A 15,792-nucleotide genomic window follows, 5' to 3' on the forward strand; every position below is an offset into this window, starting at 1 on the left:
GCGACCATCGCCAACATGGCGCCCGAATACGGCGCGACCTGTGGCTTCTTCCCGGTCGATGACGAGACGCTGCGCTATCTCGAGCAGACCGGCCGCGACAAGGACCGCATCGCGCTGGTCGAAGCCTATGCCAAGGAAAACGGCATGTGGCGCGACGCGGATTACGCGCCGGTCTACTCCTCGACGCTCGAGCTGGACATGAACACCATCGTTCCGGCGATCTCGGGCCCCAAACGCCCGCAGGACTATGTCGCGCTGACCAACGCCGCTGACGCGTTCGAAGGCGTGGTTGCCGATTACCGCGGCATCGACATCTCGTCGGAAGCCAAGAACATGGCCGCCGAAGGCCCGATCGCGACCAAATCGGTCACCATCGGCAAGACCGCCAAGGTCGAAGGTGAAGATTACGAACTGCGCGACGGTTCGGTGGTGATCGCCTCGATCACGTCCTGCACCAACACTTCGAACCCCTACGTGCTGATCGGCGCGGGTCTCGTGGCGCGCAAAGCGCGCGAACTGGGCCTGAACCGCAAGCCCTGGGTGAAGACCTCGCTGGCGCCTGGCTCGCAGGTCGTGTCGGAATATCTCGAAGCCGCTGGCCTTCAGGAAGATCTCGACGCGGTGGGTTTCAACCTCGTGGGTTACGGCTGCACCACCTGTATCGGTAACTCGGGTCCGCTCCAGCCGGAAATCTCGAAGGCGATCAACGACAACGATCTGATCGCAACCTCGGTGCTCTCGGGCAACCGGAACTTCGAAGGCCGGATCTCGCCCGACGTGCGCGCCAACTACCTCGCGTCCCCGCCCCTCGTGGTGGCCTACGCGCTGGCTGGCGACATGAACATCGATCTGTCGAGCGACCCGATCGCGCAGACGCCGGACGGCAAGGACGTCTACCTGAAAGACATCTGGCCCTCGGACAAAGAGATCGCCGATCTCGTCGAGAAGGTCGTCACCCGCGAGAAGTTCATCGAGAAATACGCCGATGTCTTCAAAGGCGACGAGAAGTGGCAGGGCGTGGAAGTCGAAGGCGGCGAAACCTATGACTGGCCGCCGCAGTCGACCTACATCCAGAACCCGCCCTACTTCAAAGGCATGTCGCCGGAAGCCGGCACGATCTCGAACATCAAGGACGCGGGTATCCTCGCCGTGCTGGGCGATTTCGTGACCACCGACCACATCTCGCCCGCGGGTTCGTTCAAGCCCGACACCCCGGCCGGGAAATACCTGGTCGAGCGTCAGGTCGCGCCGAAGGACTTCAACAGCTACGGTTCGCGCCGTGGTAACCACGAAGTCATGATGCGCGGCACCTTCGCCAACATCCGCATCAAGAACGAGATGCTGGACGGCGTCGAAGGCGGCTACACCAAGGGCCCCGACGGCGAGCAGACCTCGATCTTCGACGCGGCAATGGCCTATGAGAAAGCCGGCAAGCCGCTGGTGATCTTCGGTGGCGAGCAATACGGCGCAGGCTCCTCGCGCGACTGGGCGGCGAAGGGCACCAACCTGCTCGGCGTCAAGGCCGTGATCGCGGAGAGCTTCGAGCGTATCCACCGTTCGAACCTCGTCGGCTTCGGCGTGATCCCCTTCGAGTTCACCGAAGGCCAGACCCGCAAGGATCTGAACCTGACCGGTGAGGAAGAGGTCTCGATCGAAGGTCTCGAAGGCGAAATCAAGCCGCAGTCGATCGTGCCCTGCACCATCACCTACAAGGACGGCTCGACCAAAGAGATCAAGCTCAAGAGCCGGATCGATACCGCGGTGGAGATCGAATACCTCAAGAACGGCGGCGTGCTGCACTACGTGCTGCGCAACCTCGCCAAAGCCTGAGGCTGACGGTCACGAGATTGGAAAAGGCCCCGCGAGCGCGGGGCTTTTTTCGTTGCGGGGGAAGCCACTCGCTCGCCCGGGGCGACCAGCCCCGGGCCGCGCCCGACCTCCCCCCGGGAGGGCGCGACTGCACTGCACCGCTGAGACCAGGCCGTCGGGGCGATGGAGAAATAAAGTACCCTCGCCCACATCTCACGAACGCCCACCCGAGGTCGGGCGCGGCCCTCACCGCGAAATTCCCGCCAAACCCACTGCCTGTGCTATACTCGGTCTCTCAAAAAGGGAGGACGACGCGATGAACAGACGCGAGATGTTGGCCCTGACCGTCGGGGCGATGACAGTGGGAGGCGCGTTGGGAGGCGCGCGGCCCGTGCAGGCCGAGGCGGTGATGGGCGATGGCGGGCTCTATCAGCAGCCCTTCTTCCACGAGGGTTTTCTCGATCTGGGAGAGGACCTTCAGGAGGCCGCCGATCAGAGCAAGGGGCTTCTGGTGCTCTTCGAGCAGCGCGGCTGCCCCTATTGCCGCGAGATGCATCTGGTGAATTTCGAGCGGCCCGAGATCACCGGGCTGATCGAGAAGAGCTACATGGTCGTGCAGCTCGATCTCTGGGGCGCGCGCGAGGTCACCGATTTCGACGGCGAGGCGCTGGAGGAGCGCGCGCTGGCGCAGAAATGGGCGGTGAACTTCACGCCGACGCAGGTGCTGATCCCGGCCGCGAATGCAGGCGCGCAATCCGTGCGCGAGGCGGAAGCCTTCAGAATGCCGGGCTATTTCAAGCCCTTCCACCATCTGTCGGGGCTCGAATACGTGGCGAGCGGCGCTTACGCGGATCAACCGTTCCAGCGTTTCTTGCAGGACAAGTTCTCGGAACTCAGCGCGAAGGGCATCGACCCGGACGTCTGGTAAGCACCAAATGAAAACGGCCCGCGCGATTGCACGGGCCGTCTCAAACCGTCACACGGGCTCAGCTTACGCGAGCGCGATGTTACCTGCCGACTGGCGGCCGTCACGGCCGGTTTCCAGATCGTAGGTCACTTTCTGACCGTCATCGAGACGCTGGATGCCAGCGCGCTCAACGGCGGAGATGTGAAGGAAGATGTCTTTGCCGCCATCGTTCGGTGCGATGAAGCCATAACCCTTGGTGCTATTGAACCATTTCACGGTGCCTTCGGCCATCGTGAGTCTCCTATTAAATTATGCTGCCTGCGAAATGCGTCAGCTCGGCGTAGTCAGTTCTTGAAAGCAAACTGAAGCCGTAAGGAGACAGTGCATCTGGGAATCAAACGTAGCGAGAGAATACATAAGGCGAACGGGCGCTAATTGCAATGATCAAAGCATGTGAGGGGGTTGCACGGCACCGCGATCGACGGAATCCGGCGCCCTCCCGCCGAGGCGTGAAAACATGCAAAAAATATATGAGATTTCGGACCTTTGCCCGCGTCGCCCGCGTTACTTCAGTGAACAGGTGAGATCTTCAAACGCTGAAGACGCAGGAGGACCCCCATGACAGCAGCCCCGCTCGGCCCCGGCCAACTCAACGCAATCGACCATGGCGGCTCGGGTCGGCCCGTGGTCCTGATCCACGGCTGGCCGCTCTCGGGCAAGGCGTGGGAAAAACAAGTCCCGGCGCTGATCGCTGCCGGTCACCGCGTCATAACCTATGACCGTCGCGGCTTCGGTCTGGCGGAAAAACCCACCGAAGGCTTCGATTACGACACGCTTGCCGCCGATCTCGATGCGATCCTCACTGCGATGGATTTGCGCGACGTGACGCTGGTGGGCTTCTCGATGGGCGGCGGCGAGGTCGCACGCTATATCCGCAACCATGGCGAGGACCGGCTGCGCGCCGCCGTCTTCGCCTCCGCCGTGACGCCCTGCCTGATGCAGAGCGAGAACAATCCCGACGGTCCGCTGACCAAGGAAGCCGCAGGCGAGATGGAACAGGGCCTGCGCGACGGGCGCGACGCGTTCTTCCCGCAATTCGTCGAGAATTTCTACAGCGTCGACGGCGATCTCAAAGCCTCTGCCGAGGAATGCGAACAGGCGGTGACCCTGTGCAACCAGTCCGACCAGAGCGCAGCACTTGGCTGCATGGAGGCGTTCGGCACCACCGATTTCCGCGAGGATCTGGAGGCGGTGCGCGTGCCCGTTCTGGTAATCCACGGCGACAGCGACGCGATCGTGCCGCTCGAAGGCTCCGGTGCGCGAACCTACCACGCGATCCCCGACAGCCAGTTCTTCACGATCAAGGGCGCGCCGCATGGCTGCAACGTGACCCATTCGGAAGAGTTCAACATCGCGCTGCTGGAGTTCCTGAGGTAACGCCCCGCCGCTTTCGGCATCCTGCTTACCCGGCCTGCGATCCCTTGCAGGCCGGGTTTCTCTTGCCTACAATGTTCATGTTTTGTTTTCACTCACCTCGCTGCCGCTCCGATGACCACGCCCCACCCGTTCCCCCTGCGCGAAGGCCGCACCCATGAGGTCTGCGGCATCGGCGCCACGAGCTTCGCCTGCGCGGTCTGCGCCAGCACCACGGGGCCGATCCTCTGGGTGAACGAGCGCCATCGCCGCGAAGGGCTCAACCCGCGCGGGCTGGTGAGCTTCTTCGACCCGGCGCGGCTTCTGCTGGCGCGCGGCAAGGACCAGACCGACACGCTCGCGGTGATGGAAGAGGCGCTGCGCGACGGCTCGGTGCCACTGGTGATCGGGGAATTGCCGCGCGAGATCGGGCTGACGGCCGGGCGACGGCTGCAACTGGCCGCGAAGGAGGGCCGCGCGACGGGGCTATGCCTGATCCTGCCCGATGGCGGCTCGAACGCGGCGGAGACGCGCTGGCACGCGATGCCCGTCTACGACAAGCTGCTGCGCGAGGGGGTGGACTCGCCCCGGCTGCGCTGGCGGCAGCTGAAGAACAAATCCGGCCCCTGCCGCGCTTGGGAGGTGGAGTGGAACGCGAAGACCCGCGCGCCCGAGATCCGCTCGGTCAATGACTGCGCACCCTCGAGCGTGCCGGTGTAGCCCCGCGCCTCAGAGGTCGAGCTTATCCTCGATCGCGCCGATCTGGGCGACCGGATCGACGGGCCACTGGCTGATATTCTGCAAGCTGCGATCCTCCAGCACCTCGCTGCCCGGATGATCCGCCAGCCATGCCTCGATCTGCGCATCCCGCGCGCGCAGGAGCGCCGCGAATTGCGGACGATAGAGCGTGACCATTCCGCTCAGCCACAGGTTCACCGCCCAGTTCGGATGCGCCAGTTCGATCGCGAAATGATCGAGCAGCCGGATCATATCCTCGGCACGGTAGAGGCATTCATCCGTCACCCAGCGATTGGTGGTGAAGATGCGGATCGCCCGGCCCTTCGCATCCACGCTGATCGCGCCGATATGGACGAAGCGCGCAGCCGTATCCTCGGGGATCTTCGCACCGGGCAGGTCCCACGGCTCCAGCCCCGGAATGATCCCTTCGGGGCGCATGAACAGGTGGAAATGCCCGTTCTCGCCCTCGGCCATCTCGCGCGCGTCATGGGCGTGGTAGAAATAGTGGCAATGCGTCTCGGTATCGAAGACATCGCCCTGCGGGTAGCGCGACCAGACCAGAAAATCCCCCTGCCCGCGCAGCACTTCCGAGACGACGCTCATCCCCGATTTCGCCAGCACCGTCTCGCATTCGAGCACGGTCTCGGCCGCGTCATGCATCTCTTCCAGGCGCGCACGCGGCAGCCCCTCGATCCCGGGATTGGCGATGCGCAACGTGGGCGCGGGCGTCGCCGGGTTGGCGCTGTCGGGTGACATCTCGGAGGGCGTTTCGGGTCGGGTCATCGGTCTCTCCTCATGCGAACGGGGCCAGCCTAGGCGCTGACCCCGTCCTTGTCATCGCGGCATCTGCGCTCAGAGCGGCTCCATGCCGAGCATTTCACGCACAGCCGGTTCGCGCGAAGTCTTCAGACCGACCTGACGGCCTTCCTCGATGGCGATCTCGTTCGGCACGCCTTTCGACGCGCGGTAGAGCGCCCACATCGCGCCGACCCGGTTCGAGCTCTCGCAATGCAGCAGGATCGGGTAGTTCGCCGGGTCTTCGACGATCTTCGCGAATTCGGCCACCTGTTCCTCGGTCGGCGCCTTGGTCGGAACGGAGATCTGGATGTAATTCATCCCGGCCTTCTGCACGAGATCGCCCTCGTTCGGCGCGCCTTCGTCGGGCTTGAGCAGGCTCACGACGGTCTTGAAGCCGAGCATCTTGAGCATCGGAATGCCCGTCGGGTCGATGAAGCCACCGGTGCCGACATAGGGCGTCGCGCGCAGGTAGTTGTCGACGATCGGGGGCATCTTGTCGCCATAGGGCGCCTGGGTCGCCTTGACGGTGGTGTCGTAGGGCCCGCTGGCCATCGGTGCCGCGTCGCTGCCCGCATCCGCGGCCTTCGCCGCCGAGGGCGCACAGGGGTTTGCCGCAGCCGGTGCGCAAGGGTTGGCGGCCGCCGGGGCGCAGGGGTTGGCCGGCGCACAGGGGTTCGTCACAGCCGGAGCGCAGGGGTTGGTCGCCTGCGCGCTCGAGGTGGCGGGAACGGCGGCGCTCATCGCGACCGCAGTCACCGGCACCATCGCGGCGCGCAGCAGGCTCTTGCGTTTCTTATGCAGTTTCATGGACTTTTCCTCCCTAGAATTTCGTCCGTATTACAAACCGTTACCCGCGCGCATCTGCCGATGCCGACGTCAGGGCGAACTCGTCGGCCTCGTCATCCGGGGCGCAGACCTCTTCGGCGGTGAACGGACCGCCGCGCGACCGCTCGAGGATCGTGCCGAGGCGGAAGCCCACGGCGGCGATGATGATCAGCGCCAGCAGGATCACCCATTCCGGCAGTCCGAAGAGCTGCGGCAGCGTCTGTGCCGTCGGCCCCTGACCTGCGAGGTAGAAATCCTTGATCGGGTCGAAGACCCAGGCGAAGACCGAGGTGCCGAGCACCATGCCGATCGCGAAGACCACCGCGTCGATCCGGCCGGAGGCCACACCGACCACCGACGTGCCCGGGCAATAGCCGCCCACGGCAAAGCCCGCGCCGATGAAGACGCCGCCCAGCAGGATCGCCCAGAAGAAGAGCGTCGGGATGAAGACCGCAGCCGGGCCCATCCAGCCCATCGTCCGCAGCACGTAAAGGCCCACAGCGCAGACGATCACGGCGGTGAACATCACCTTGAAGACCGAGAAGTCGCGCAGGGTGAACTGCCCCGTCAGCTTGCGCGGAGAGCCGAAGCCCGCCGCCTCCAGCGCGTAGCCGAACAGAATGCCCGACAGGAGGCCCGAGGCTATGCCGCTATCGTAAAGAGGGATGCTCATTGCCAGATCCTCCGCATCATCATGGAGACGGCGAAGCCCGCCGCGAAGAAGCCGATCAGGAAGACGAAGCCCGCCACGGCGAGCGTAGCACTACCCGACAGGCCCAGACCCGAGGTGCAGCCGCGCGCGAGACGCGCGCCGAAGCCGACCAGCGCGCCGCCGATCAACGCATAAACGAGGCGATTGCCGCTCGTGGTGCGCGGGCCGCGCTCCACCTTGACCGAAATCCGGCCCGCGCCTTTCGCGCCGAGCCACGCCCCGATCAGGACGCCGACCACTTCCCAGGTGATCCAGCTCAAAAGCGGGCTACCTGCCGCCATGAAAGGCCCGAAATAGGAATTGTCAGCGGTCGCCTGCGGGGCGACCCAGTCATTGGCCTGTGCCGCGAAGCGGGTCACGAAGCCGGATGCGCCGAGCCCATGCCCGGTCACGACGAAGGTCAACAGCAGAGCCAGGCCGAGCGCGGTGCCGGCGGCGAGCGGTGACCAAAATGCTTTGGGTGCGTCTCTCATGAAAGCCTCCCTTCCTCCCATGATCATATTCATAAGTGATGATACAAAACGCCAAAGCCGTTTCAACTTTTTTCAGCGCCGCAATGCGGCAAATGACATACCATTGGAAAACGCCCTGCCCGCCCCATCTGAAAAATCATGTAAAGACAAAGCTTTGACCCAATCCCCCACCGCCTTCACCGCGACGATCGACCGCGACGGCCGCTGCCAAACGGCCCAGTCAGGGGCGCGGCTCTTTCCGTATTGGAGCTTCACCAAGCCCGTGATCGCGGCGCTGGCGCTGATGCTCGAGTCTGAGAAGCGGCTCGATCTGGACGCGCCGCTCGATCTGCCGGAGCTGCGCGCGGGGGGTACGCTGGCGCAGCTTCTGGAGCACAGCGCGGGTCTGCCCGATTACGGCACCCTGCCCGCCTATCACGCGGATGTCGCAGCGGGGCGCACGCCGTGGCCACGCGATCTGCTCGTGGCCCGGACGCTCGCGCAGCCCGCGCAATTTCCGCCCGGCGAAGGGTGGCGCTATTCCAACCTCGGCTACATGCTCGCCCGCGAGGTGATCGAAGGCGCGGCGGCGATGGGCCTCGCGGAACTGGTGCAGGAGCGGATCACAGAGCCGCTGGGGCTGGAGAGTGTCCGGCTCGCCCAAACGCCCGCCGATTTCACCCGGCTTCACTGGCCCGAGGCGCGCGACTACCACCCCGGGTGGGTCTATCACCGCACGCTGATCGGCACGGCGGGCGATGCCGCGCGGCTATTGCACGGGCTGGGCGGGCTGCTCGCGCCACGCGCATTCGCCCGCATGACCGCCTGTCGCGAGTTGGGAGGCGCGTTGCCCGACCGCCCTTGGACGCGGCATGGGTACGGGCTGGGGCTGATGTGCGGCGACTGGGGCGACACCCGCGTCTTCGGCCATTCCGGCGCGGGGCCGTTCAGCTCCAACGCCGTCTATCACTGCCCCGAGACAGGCCGTACCGCCGCCGCCTTCACGCATGGCCCCTTCGAGGGGCCAGCGGAACAGACCGTCTCCAAGCTCGTGGCGGGGCGGTGAGGGCTGCGCCCGACGCTGGGTGGGCGCGTGCGCTCCTTAGGTGGACTTCCGTTTATCGCTCCACCTCTCCCCAACCTGCGTTCGCGCGACGCCGTTGCGATGCGCCCTCCCGGGGGGAGGGTCGGGCGCGGCCCGGGCTGGCCGCCCGGGCGAAGGCACGGTTTCAGACGCGTTTTGACGCCTCGGGCGCTCCCCTCATCGCAAGCAAGAAACGTCGCCAAAAAGAAAGGCGGCAACCTCCGTCGCCGCCTCTCCCAAGATACCGTGAAATCCGATCTCACACGCCGCTGTCGAAGGGCTCGAACGCCTCAGCGCGGGCACGCTTCCAGCGCTTGAGATAGCCGAAGCGGTCGTCATCCTCGCGCAGGAGGAACCCTTCGGGCATGTAGTGATAGATCTCGTCACCCACTTTGAAATCGCGCTCGCGGTCGCGCACCAGCAGGTGATGCGGCAGGAACTGCCCCGGATGGGTGAGGCCCGCAGCCCCCGTCATCTCGGCCAGCGCCTTCATGGTGTTGCGGTGGAAATTGGCCACGCGGGTCGACTTTTCGGGCACCACCAGCGCGCGCTGACGGATCGGGTCCTGCGTGGTCACACCGGTCGGGCATTTGTTCGTGTGGCACGACTGTGCCTGAATGCAGCCGATCGAGAACATGAAGCCGCGCGCCGAGTTCGCCCAATCCGCCCCGATCGCCAGAACCTTGGCGATATGGAAGGCGGTGACGACCTTGCCCGAGGCCCCGATCTTCACCTGATCGCGCAAGCCTGCCCCGCGCAGCGTATTGTGCACGAAGCTGAGACCTTCGACGAGCGGGAAGCCCATGTGATTGGCGAATTCCAGAGGCGCGGCCCCGGTGCCGCCCTCCTTGCCGTCGACCACGATGAAATCGGGGGTGATGCCGGTCTCCAGCATCGCCTTGACGATGCACATGAACTCGCGCCGGTGACCGACGCAGAGCTTGAAGCCCACCGGCTTGCCGCCCGACAGCTCGCGCAGCTGGCCGATGAATTCCATCATCTCCAGCGGGGTCGAGAAGGCCGAATGCGAGGCGGGCGAGATGCAGTCGCGATCCATCGGAATGTCGCGCGCCTCGGCGATCTCGGGGGTGATCTTGGCCGCGGGCAGCATGCCGCCATGGCCCGGCTTCGCGCCCTGGCTCAGCTTCAGCTCGATCATCTTGACCTGAGGATCCTGCGCACGCTTGGCGAATTTCTCGGGGTTGAAGCTGCCATCGTGATTGCGGCAACCGAAATAGCCCGAGCCGACCTCGTAGATCAGATCGCCGCCCTCACGGTGATAGCGCGAAATCCCGCCCTCGCCCGTGTCATGCGCGAACCCGCCCATCTTCGCGCCCTTGTTGAGCGCCATGATCGCATTGGCCGACAGCGCCCCGAAGGACATGGCCGAGATATTGTAGATCGACGCCTTGTAAGGCTGCTTGCACGCCTCCCCGCCGATCTCGACGCGGAAGTCGCTGTCCTCGATATGACGCGGCTTCACCGAATGGGTGATCCACTGATAGCCCGATTCCGAGACGCGGATACGGGTGCCGAAGGGTTTGGCGTCCTCGATATCCTTGGCGCGCTGATAGACGATCGTGCGGGTCGCGCGGGAGAACGGAATGTCTTCGTCGTCCCCCTCGATCAGATATTGGCGGATCTCGGGGCGGATCTCTTCGAAGAAGAACCGCAGATGGCCGAGGATCGGATAGTTCCGGGTGATCGCGTGCTTGGTCTGGATCAGATCGTGGATCCCGACAAGCGTCAGGAAACCGAAGAGGATCGCGATGACCAGAAACCAATCGGTAAGGATCAAACCGGAAACTGCGGCGAGCGTCAGCAGAGCTGACAAGACGAGTGGTGAAAACCGTATAAAACGCGTGAACATGCCCCCTCCCGCGGGGTAAGTAGCCTCTGTTCCTGCGCGGACACTCTAGCGCGCGAGGGCTCTATGTCTAAGAACTATTACGCCCGCAACCCCGGATCGGGCCCGGATCGGACCAGATCGCGACCTCCAGCGCGTCGAGCCCGTCGGTCAGCGCTGCAGGCCCGGGCTGCAGGATCAGGGTGGATTTGACCTCGTGCAGCCGGTTTCGCGCAACAGCCGGAACGCCCTGCCAGCCTGGCCTTGCGGAAACTTTCTCGGGGCGGAACTTCTTGCCGCACCACGACCCCACGATGACCTCGGGCGCGGCGGCGATCACTTGTTCGGGAGTGACGATGCGATCCTTGGCTTTGCCCTCTTTCGCCAAATCGGTGAAGATATCGCGCCCGCCCGCGATCTCGATCAGCTCCGACACCCAGCCCACGGCAGAGATCAGCGGCTCGTCCCATTCCTCGAACCAGACGCGCGGACGGTTGGGGCGCGGCTTGGCGGCGATCTCCGCCAGACGCGCCTCGTAACCCGCGGCGAGCAACTCCGCCCGCTCGGTGCAGCCCACCAGCGCGCCCACCGTGCAGATCATGTCGAGGATGCCCGCGACCGAGCGCTGGTTGAACGCGTGCACGGCGACGCCCTCGCGCACGAGCCCCGCGACGATATCGGCCTGAAGGTCCGAAAAGGTCAGAACGAGATCCGGCTCGAGCGCGAGGATTTTCGGCAGATCGGCGGAGATGAAGGCCGAGACGCGCGGCTTTTCCTGACGCACCCGTTTGGGCCGCACCGCGTAGCCAGAGACGCCGACGATGCGCGCGTCCTCACCCAGAAGGTAAAGCGTCTCGACCGTCTCCTCGGTCAGGCAGACGATGCGCTCGGCCGGAAATGCCATCAGACCCCCAAGGTAGAAAGCGGTTGAAAAACGGGACCTTCCGGCGTGATCTTGAAGTGCGCGCGGATGTGGAAGACCTCGGCCAGAAGCGTCTCGGTCAGAACCTCTCCGGGTGCACCGTCCGCGACCAGTCGCCCGCGATCCATCACCCAGAGCCTTGTGCAATGGCGCGCCGCCAGCCCGAGATCATGCAGCGAGGTGACCACCGCGCCGCCCGCCTGCGCATGGGCGGTGAAGACCTGCATCGTCGCGATCTGCGCCGCCGGATCGAGGCCTGCGATCGGCTCGTCTGCAAGGATCAGCGGGCTTTCCTGCGCGAGCGCCCGCGCGATCAGCACCCGCGCCTGCTCGCCGCCCGAAAGCTGCGTGGCGGCACGGTCGCGGTAGTTGTCGAGCCCCATCCGGCGCAGCGCTTCCTCCACTGCAGCCGCCCCGCGCGTCGCCTGATCGCGCCCATGCGGCAGCCGCCCCAGCGCGACGAGATCGGCTACCGACAGCCCCCAGGCAATCTCGCGCGCCTGCGGCAGCCACGCCGCCGCCCGCGCCCGCGCCATCGGGTCGAGCGCCGATAGCGAGCTGTCCCCGCGATGCGACAAAAGCCCCATCGCGCCCCGCAGCAGCGAGGTCTTGCCCGCGCCATTGGGCCCGATCAGACCGATCACCTCGCCCGGCCCAACCTGCGCCGAGACGCGATCGACCACCGGACATTCGCCACGCAGAACGGTGAGGTTTTCCAGCTCCAGCATCAGCCCTCGCGCCCCATTTTGCGGATCATCGACAGGAAGAACGGCGCGCCGACCAGCGCGGTCAGAACGCCCAGTTTCAGGTCGCGCTCGGGCGCAATCACCCGCGTCGCAATATCGGCCAGCGTCAGCATCGCCGCCCCGCCAAGCGCGGAAGCCGGCAGCAGCCGCGAGGGCCGCGCGCCCACGGATTTGCGCAGCAGATGCGGCACGACGAGGCCGACGAAGCCGATCGCGCCCGCGACAGCCGTGGCCGCACCCACCATCAGCGCCGTGCCGAAGACAATCTGAAGCCGTAGCCTTTTCAAAGAGATGCCCATCGAAGCTGCAGCATCTTCGCCAAGGCTCAGCGCATCCAGCCCAGCCCCCGCGCGCAGCAGGATCAGCGCGCCGACGATCAGGAACGGCAGCGCCAGCGCCACATGCGTCATCGAACGATCGGCGAGCGAGCCCATCATCCAAAACACGATCTCGGCCGCGGCATACGGCGACGGCGCGAGGTTCAGCACCAGCGCGGTCGCCGCCGCCGCCAGCGCCGAGACCGCGATCCCCGCAAGGATCAGCACCAGCGCCCGGCCCTCACGCCCCGCAAGGATCAGGATCAGCGCGACGGCCACACCCGCGCCCGCCAGTGCGGCCAGCGGGAGGGCCAGCGCGAAGAGCGCGTAAAGCCCGGTCTGGATCGCGATCACCGCGCCAAGCGCCGCCCCCGCAGAGGTGCCGATCAACCCCGGCTCGGCCAGCGGGTTGCGCAAAAAGCCCTGCATCGCGGCGCCCGACAGCCCCAGTGCGGCGCCAACGCTGATCCCGAGGATCGCGCGCGGCAGGCGCAGCTCGCGCATCACCAGTCCTGCCGCGCCATCGCCCGAGATCAGCGCAGAGAGGCCGTGAAGCGGCGAGATACCCGACGGCCCGATCAATAGCGAGGCTGCAAACAGCATCGCGCAGAGGATGGAGAGCAGGATGAGGATCGCACGATAACTCATTGCGTTAGCTTTTCTTTCTCGATTTTACGACCGAGCTTCGCCAGCGCCTCCACCGCACCCAGCATCGCCGGTGCGCCGCAGGTCCAGCTTGCATCGCGCAGCCCCCGCACGACCGGCAGATCGCGCAGCACCGGATGCGCCAGCACCTCCTGCGCGCGGCTCGTGCCGGTGCCGCCTTGCGAGCCACCGACGACCACCAGATCGGGGCGATCCATCACCAGATCTTCCAGCGGCAACCGACCGCCCCAGTCGAGCCCCGGCCCACTGACGACATTCTGAAACCCTGCCATTTCAAGGATTTGCCCCTCGAGGGTCCGCGGCCCGTAGCCGTAACCCGAGGGCCCGATGATAGCGGCTTTCAGCCCCGGCGCGGGCGTCTTGATCGCCGCCAACCGCGCATTGAAATCCGCAAGCATTTTCGCCGCGCGATCGGGATGGCCCAGCAGCTTGCCCATCGTCTCGATCCGGCCTCGGATCTCGGGCAGCGAGGTGCCGGGCGGCAGTTGCTCGACCCGGATCCCGAGCGTGCGCAACATGCGGATCGTGTCCGGGTTCGACCATGTATCGGCCAGAACGAGATCGGGGTGCAGAAACGAGATTTCCTCGGCACGTCCGTAGTTTACGGGCAGATCTTCAGCCTGCTTCCAATGCACCGACATCGACGGATCGGTCGCGAAATGGCTGACCGAGACGATCTGCGACGGATCGGCCAGCGCCAGCGCCAACTGATCCGTGCAGAGGTTCATGGACACGACCCGCGCAGGCTCCTCCGCCCATGCAGCGGAGGTCGCCGCCAAGGCGGCGAAAAGGGCGGCGCAAACCGCCCCTTTCAGATCAGAACCGCGCACGCAGCCCCACATAGGCGGTGCGACCCGAGGTGCCGTAACCGGGCCAAAGCTGGTAATCGGTGTCGGTCAGGTTCTCGATGCGCAGATAGGCCTCTTTGTCATTGCCCAGATCGTAGGTCATCTGCGCGTTCAGCAGGCCGTAATCGGGCTGGCTCTGACGATCGGTGACCACGCGCATATCGGCGGCGAGCGTGAGCTTGTCAGTCACCTGCGCGTCGATCCCGGCGGTCAGCGTGTGGCGCCCGAAGGCCGAGTTCCACGTCGAGCCGGCAGAGAGCCCGTCGGGGTTCTTCGAATCCAGATAGGTATAGCCGAGGCTGTAGTTGACGTTGTTGGAGATCGGCCCTTTCAGGCCCAGCTCCAGACCCTGCCGCTTCGCGGTGCCCGAGGTCTGGTAGTAGCTGTAGGTCGTGTTGCTGTAGTCGATCAGGTCGTCCACCTCGATATGGAACAGCGTCGCGGTCAGCTTATGCGCACCGAAATCACGCTCGACGCCCAGATCATAGCTCAGCGATGTCTCGGGCTTGAGATCGGGATTGCCCGCATAGCCGTCATAAAGCTCGTAGCCCGACGGCGCGCGGAACCCGTTGCCCACCGAGGCACGGACGAGGGTCGCGGCATCGGCCTGCCAGGTGACGCCGAGACGGCCCGTCGTGTTGCCGCCGAAATCCGAGTGATCGTCATGGCGCGCCGAGGCGATCACGTTCACCCCGTCCATCGGCGAGAAGGCATATTCGCCGAAGACGCCCGTATCGGCGGTCAGGACATCGCCCGTGACATAGGTGCCGGTATAGGTTTCCAGCGTGCGATCCGCCCCGAAGGTCACGCGGCCCGGCCCGAGATCGGTCGAGACTTTCCAGTCGAGTTTGCGGCGTTTGCCCTCGTAGCCATAGTCATAGACCGGATACCAGCGCGAGGTCGTGTAATAGGTCAGACCAAGCTCGTGATCGAGCGGACCGGTCGCAAATTTCGCGAAGAGACGCCCGCCACGCTCCTTGTGGATCGTGTATTCCCCGTCATCGGAGGGCGGCGAGGTGAAGGCATTGTCGAACTCGCCCCGGTCGTTCTGCGCGAAGCCGTTGAAACCGATCAGCAGATTGTCGGAGATGCGCTTCTGCGCACGCAGGCTGACGCGATCGGCGCGGTAGCCGTCCTTCTCGGTATTGCCGTTCTTCTTGTCGGCGGCCGAGAAGCCTGCGGTGTAGACTTTCGAAAGCTGGATCGCGAGCTCGTCGTCACCCTTCTTCCAGCCGAAGTTATAGGCCGCATTCGCGGTGTGGTAGGAGCCGAGCTCGAGCTTGACGCTCTGGCTCACGCCATCCTCGGTCGGGCGCGGGGTGTCGAGGTTGATGACACCCGCGACCGCCTGCCCGCCATAGACCGCCGATTGCGAGCCGCGCATGATCTCTACCCGGTCATAATTGAACGTGTTGAACCGGCCCAGATCGGGCAGCACCTGCGGCGCGGACGGATCGGAGACGTCGATGCCATCCACCATAACCTTCACGTAGTTCTGCGACACGCCGCGAATGGTGAAGCCGGTCTGCGCGCCCATCGGCCCGCGCGACAGGATGCCGACGCCCGGCGATTGCGCGATCAGATTGGCAAGGCGGGTCTGGCCCGAACGCTCCAACTCGTTGCGCGACAGCACGGTGACCGCCTGCGCGGTCTTGTCCGACGATTGCGGCTCGAGCGCGCCATGATAGATCACGATCTCATCGAGTTGG

General features: G+C 65.2%; 16 protein-coding genes. 5 read left to right on the plus strand and 11 right to left on the minus strand.

Annotated features, from left to right (window positions below; genetic code table 11):
- Together acnA and B3D39_RS07935 are read left to right on the plus strand one after the other, a co-directional pair.
- On the plus strand, positions 1-1,830 hold a 1,830-nt coding region (gene acnA / locus B3D39_RS07930), incomplete at its 5' end, for an aconitate hydratase AcnA (protein ID WP_286789578.1).
- 295 nt (positions 1,831-2,125) lie between these two features.
- Positions 2,126-2,737 carry a thioredoxin family protein gene (locus B3D39_RS07935; RefSeq protein WP_274962512.1) on the plus strand — a complete coding sequence of 204 codons (612 nt, stop codon included), beginning with the start codon at positions 2,126-2,128 and terminating at the stop codon, positions 2,735-2,737.
- A gap of 63 nt (positions 2,738-2,800) precedes the next feature.
- On the opposite strand, the gene B3D39_RS07940 is transcribed toward B3D39_RS07935, so the two are convergent.
- Positions 2,801-3,007 (minus strand): cold-shock protein, encoded by a 207-nt coding sequence (locus B3D39_RS07940; RefSeq protein WP_078520927.1) that lies wholly within the window; start codon positions 3,005-3,007, stop codon positions 2,801-2,803.
- 327 nt (positions 3,008-3,334) lie between these two features.
- Here B3D39_RS07940 and B3D39_RS07945 point away from each other — a divergent pair, with 327 nt between their 5' ends.
- Together B3D39_RS07945 and B3D39_RS07950 are read left to right on the plus strand one after the other, a co-directional pair.
- On the plus strand, positions 3,335-4,153 hold the full coding sequence (locus B3D39_RS07945; RefSeq protein WP_078601251.1) for an alpha/beta fold hydrolase: 819 nt from the start codon (positions 3,335-3,337) through the stop codon (positions 4,151-4,153).
- 111 nt (positions 4,154-4,264) lie between these two features.
- The gene (locus tag B3D39_RS07950; RefSeq protein WP_274962511.1) at positions 4,265-4,849 is read left to right on the plus strand and encodes an ImuA family protein; all 585 of its coding nucleotides are present in this window, start codon (positions 4,265-4,267) and stop codon (positions 4,847-4,849) included.
- A 9-nt stretch (positions 4,850-4,858) separates the two neighbouring features.
- On the opposite strand, the gene B3D39_RS07955 is transcribed toward B3D39_RS07950, so the two are convergent.
- From B3D39_RS07955 to B3D39_RS07970, 4 genes are all read right to left on the minus strand, one after another.
- Positions 4,859-5,650 (minus strand): DUF6969 family protein, encoded by a 792-nt coding sequence (locus tag B3D39_RS07955; protein ID WP_078520930.1) that lies wholly within the window; start codon positions 5,648-5,650, stop codon positions 4,859-4,861.
- A 69-nt stretch (positions 5,651-5,719) separates the two neighbouring features.
- Positions 5,720-6,472, minus strand: coding sequence for a fused DSP-PTPase phosphatase/NAD kinase-like protein (locus B3D39_RS07960; protein ID WP_078520931.1), 753 nt, complete (start codon positions 6,470-6,472; stop codon positions 5,720-5,722).
- Between the two features lie 40 nt (positions 6,473-6,512).
- Positions 6,513-7,163, minus strand: coding sequence for a DUF6691 family protein (locus tag B3D39_RS07965; RefSeq protein WP_078540567.1), 651 nt, complete (start codon positions 7,161-7,163; stop codon positions 6,513-6,515).
- Positions 7,160-7,675: a YeeE/YedE thiosulfate transporter family protein gene (locus tag B3D39_RS07970; protein ID WP_078520933.1), complete on the minus strand. Its 516-nt coding sequence runs from the start codon at positions 7,673-7,675 to the stop codon at positions 7,160-7,162. The genes B3D39_RS07965 and B3D39_RS07970 overlap by 4 nt, the downstream gene beginning before the upstream one ends.
- 154 nt (positions 7,676-7,829) lie before the next feature.
- On the opposite strand from B3D39_RS07970, the gene B3D39_RS07975 reads away from it, so the two are divergent.
- Positions 7,830-8,720 (plus strand): serine hydrolase domain-containing protein, encoded by an 891-nt coding sequence (locus B3D39_RS07975; protein WP_274962510.1) that lies wholly within the window; start codon positions 7,830-7,832, stop codon positions 8,718-8,720.
- A gap of 277 nt (positions 8,721-8,997) precedes the next feature.
- Here the strand turns inward: B3D39_RS07975 and B3D39_RS07980 are convergent, their stop codons facing one another.
- The 6 genes from B3D39_RS07980 to B3D39_RS08005 all read right to left on the minus strand — a co-directional run.
- Complete coding sequence (locus B3D39_RS07980; RefSeq protein WP_078520935.1) at positions 8,998-10,608, minus strand: FMN-binding glutamate synthase family protein; 1,611 nt, start codon at positions 10,606-10,608, stop codon at positions 8,998-9,000.
- 67 nt (positions 10,609-10,675) lie between these two features.
- The gene (locus tag B3D39_RS07985) at positions 10,676-11,488 is read right to left on the minus strand and encodes a cobalamin-binding protein (RefSeq protein WP_274962509.1); all 813 of its coding nucleotides are present in this window, start codon (positions 11,486-11,488) and stop codon (positions 10,676-10,678) included.
- Complete coding sequence (locus B3D39_RS07990) at positions 11,488-12,234, minus strand: ABC transporter ATP-binding protein (RefSeq protein ID WP_078570900.1); 747 nt, start codon at positions 12,232-12,234, stop codon at positions 11,488-11,490. The genes B3D39_RS07985 and B3D39_RS07990 overlap by 1 nt, the downstream gene beginning before the upstream one ends.
- Positions 12,234-13,217 carry a FecCD family ABC transporter permease gene (locus B3D39_RS07995; RefSeq protein ID WP_274962508.1) on the minus strand — a complete coding sequence of 328 codons (984 nt, stop codon included), beginning with the start codon at positions 13,215-13,217 and terminating at the stop codon, positions 12,234-12,236. The genes B3D39_RS07990 and B3D39_RS07995 overlap by 1 nt, the downstream gene beginning before the upstream one ends.
- Positions 13,214-13,963 carry an ABC transporter substrate-binding protein gene (locus B3D39_RS08000; protein WP_274962507.1) on the minus strand — a complete coding sequence of 250 codons (750 nt, stop codon included), beginning with the start codon at positions 13,961-13,963 and terminating at the stop codon, positions 13,214-13,216. Before B3D39_RS08000 ends, B3D39_RS07995 begins: the two co-directional genes overlap by 4 nt.
- Before the next feature lie 88 nt (positions 13,964-14,051).
- A partial coding sequence (locus tag B3D39_RS08005) for a TonB-dependent receptor plug domain-containing protein (RefSeq protein ID WP_286789579.1) occupies positions 14,052-15,792 on the minus strand: 1,741 nt, incomplete at its 5' end.

Source organism: Thioclava sp. UBA3469 (assembly GCF_002378135.1).
Lineage (GTDB): Bacteria > Pseudomonadota > Alphaproteobacteria > Rhodobacterales > Rhodobacteraceae > Thioclava > Thioclava sediminum.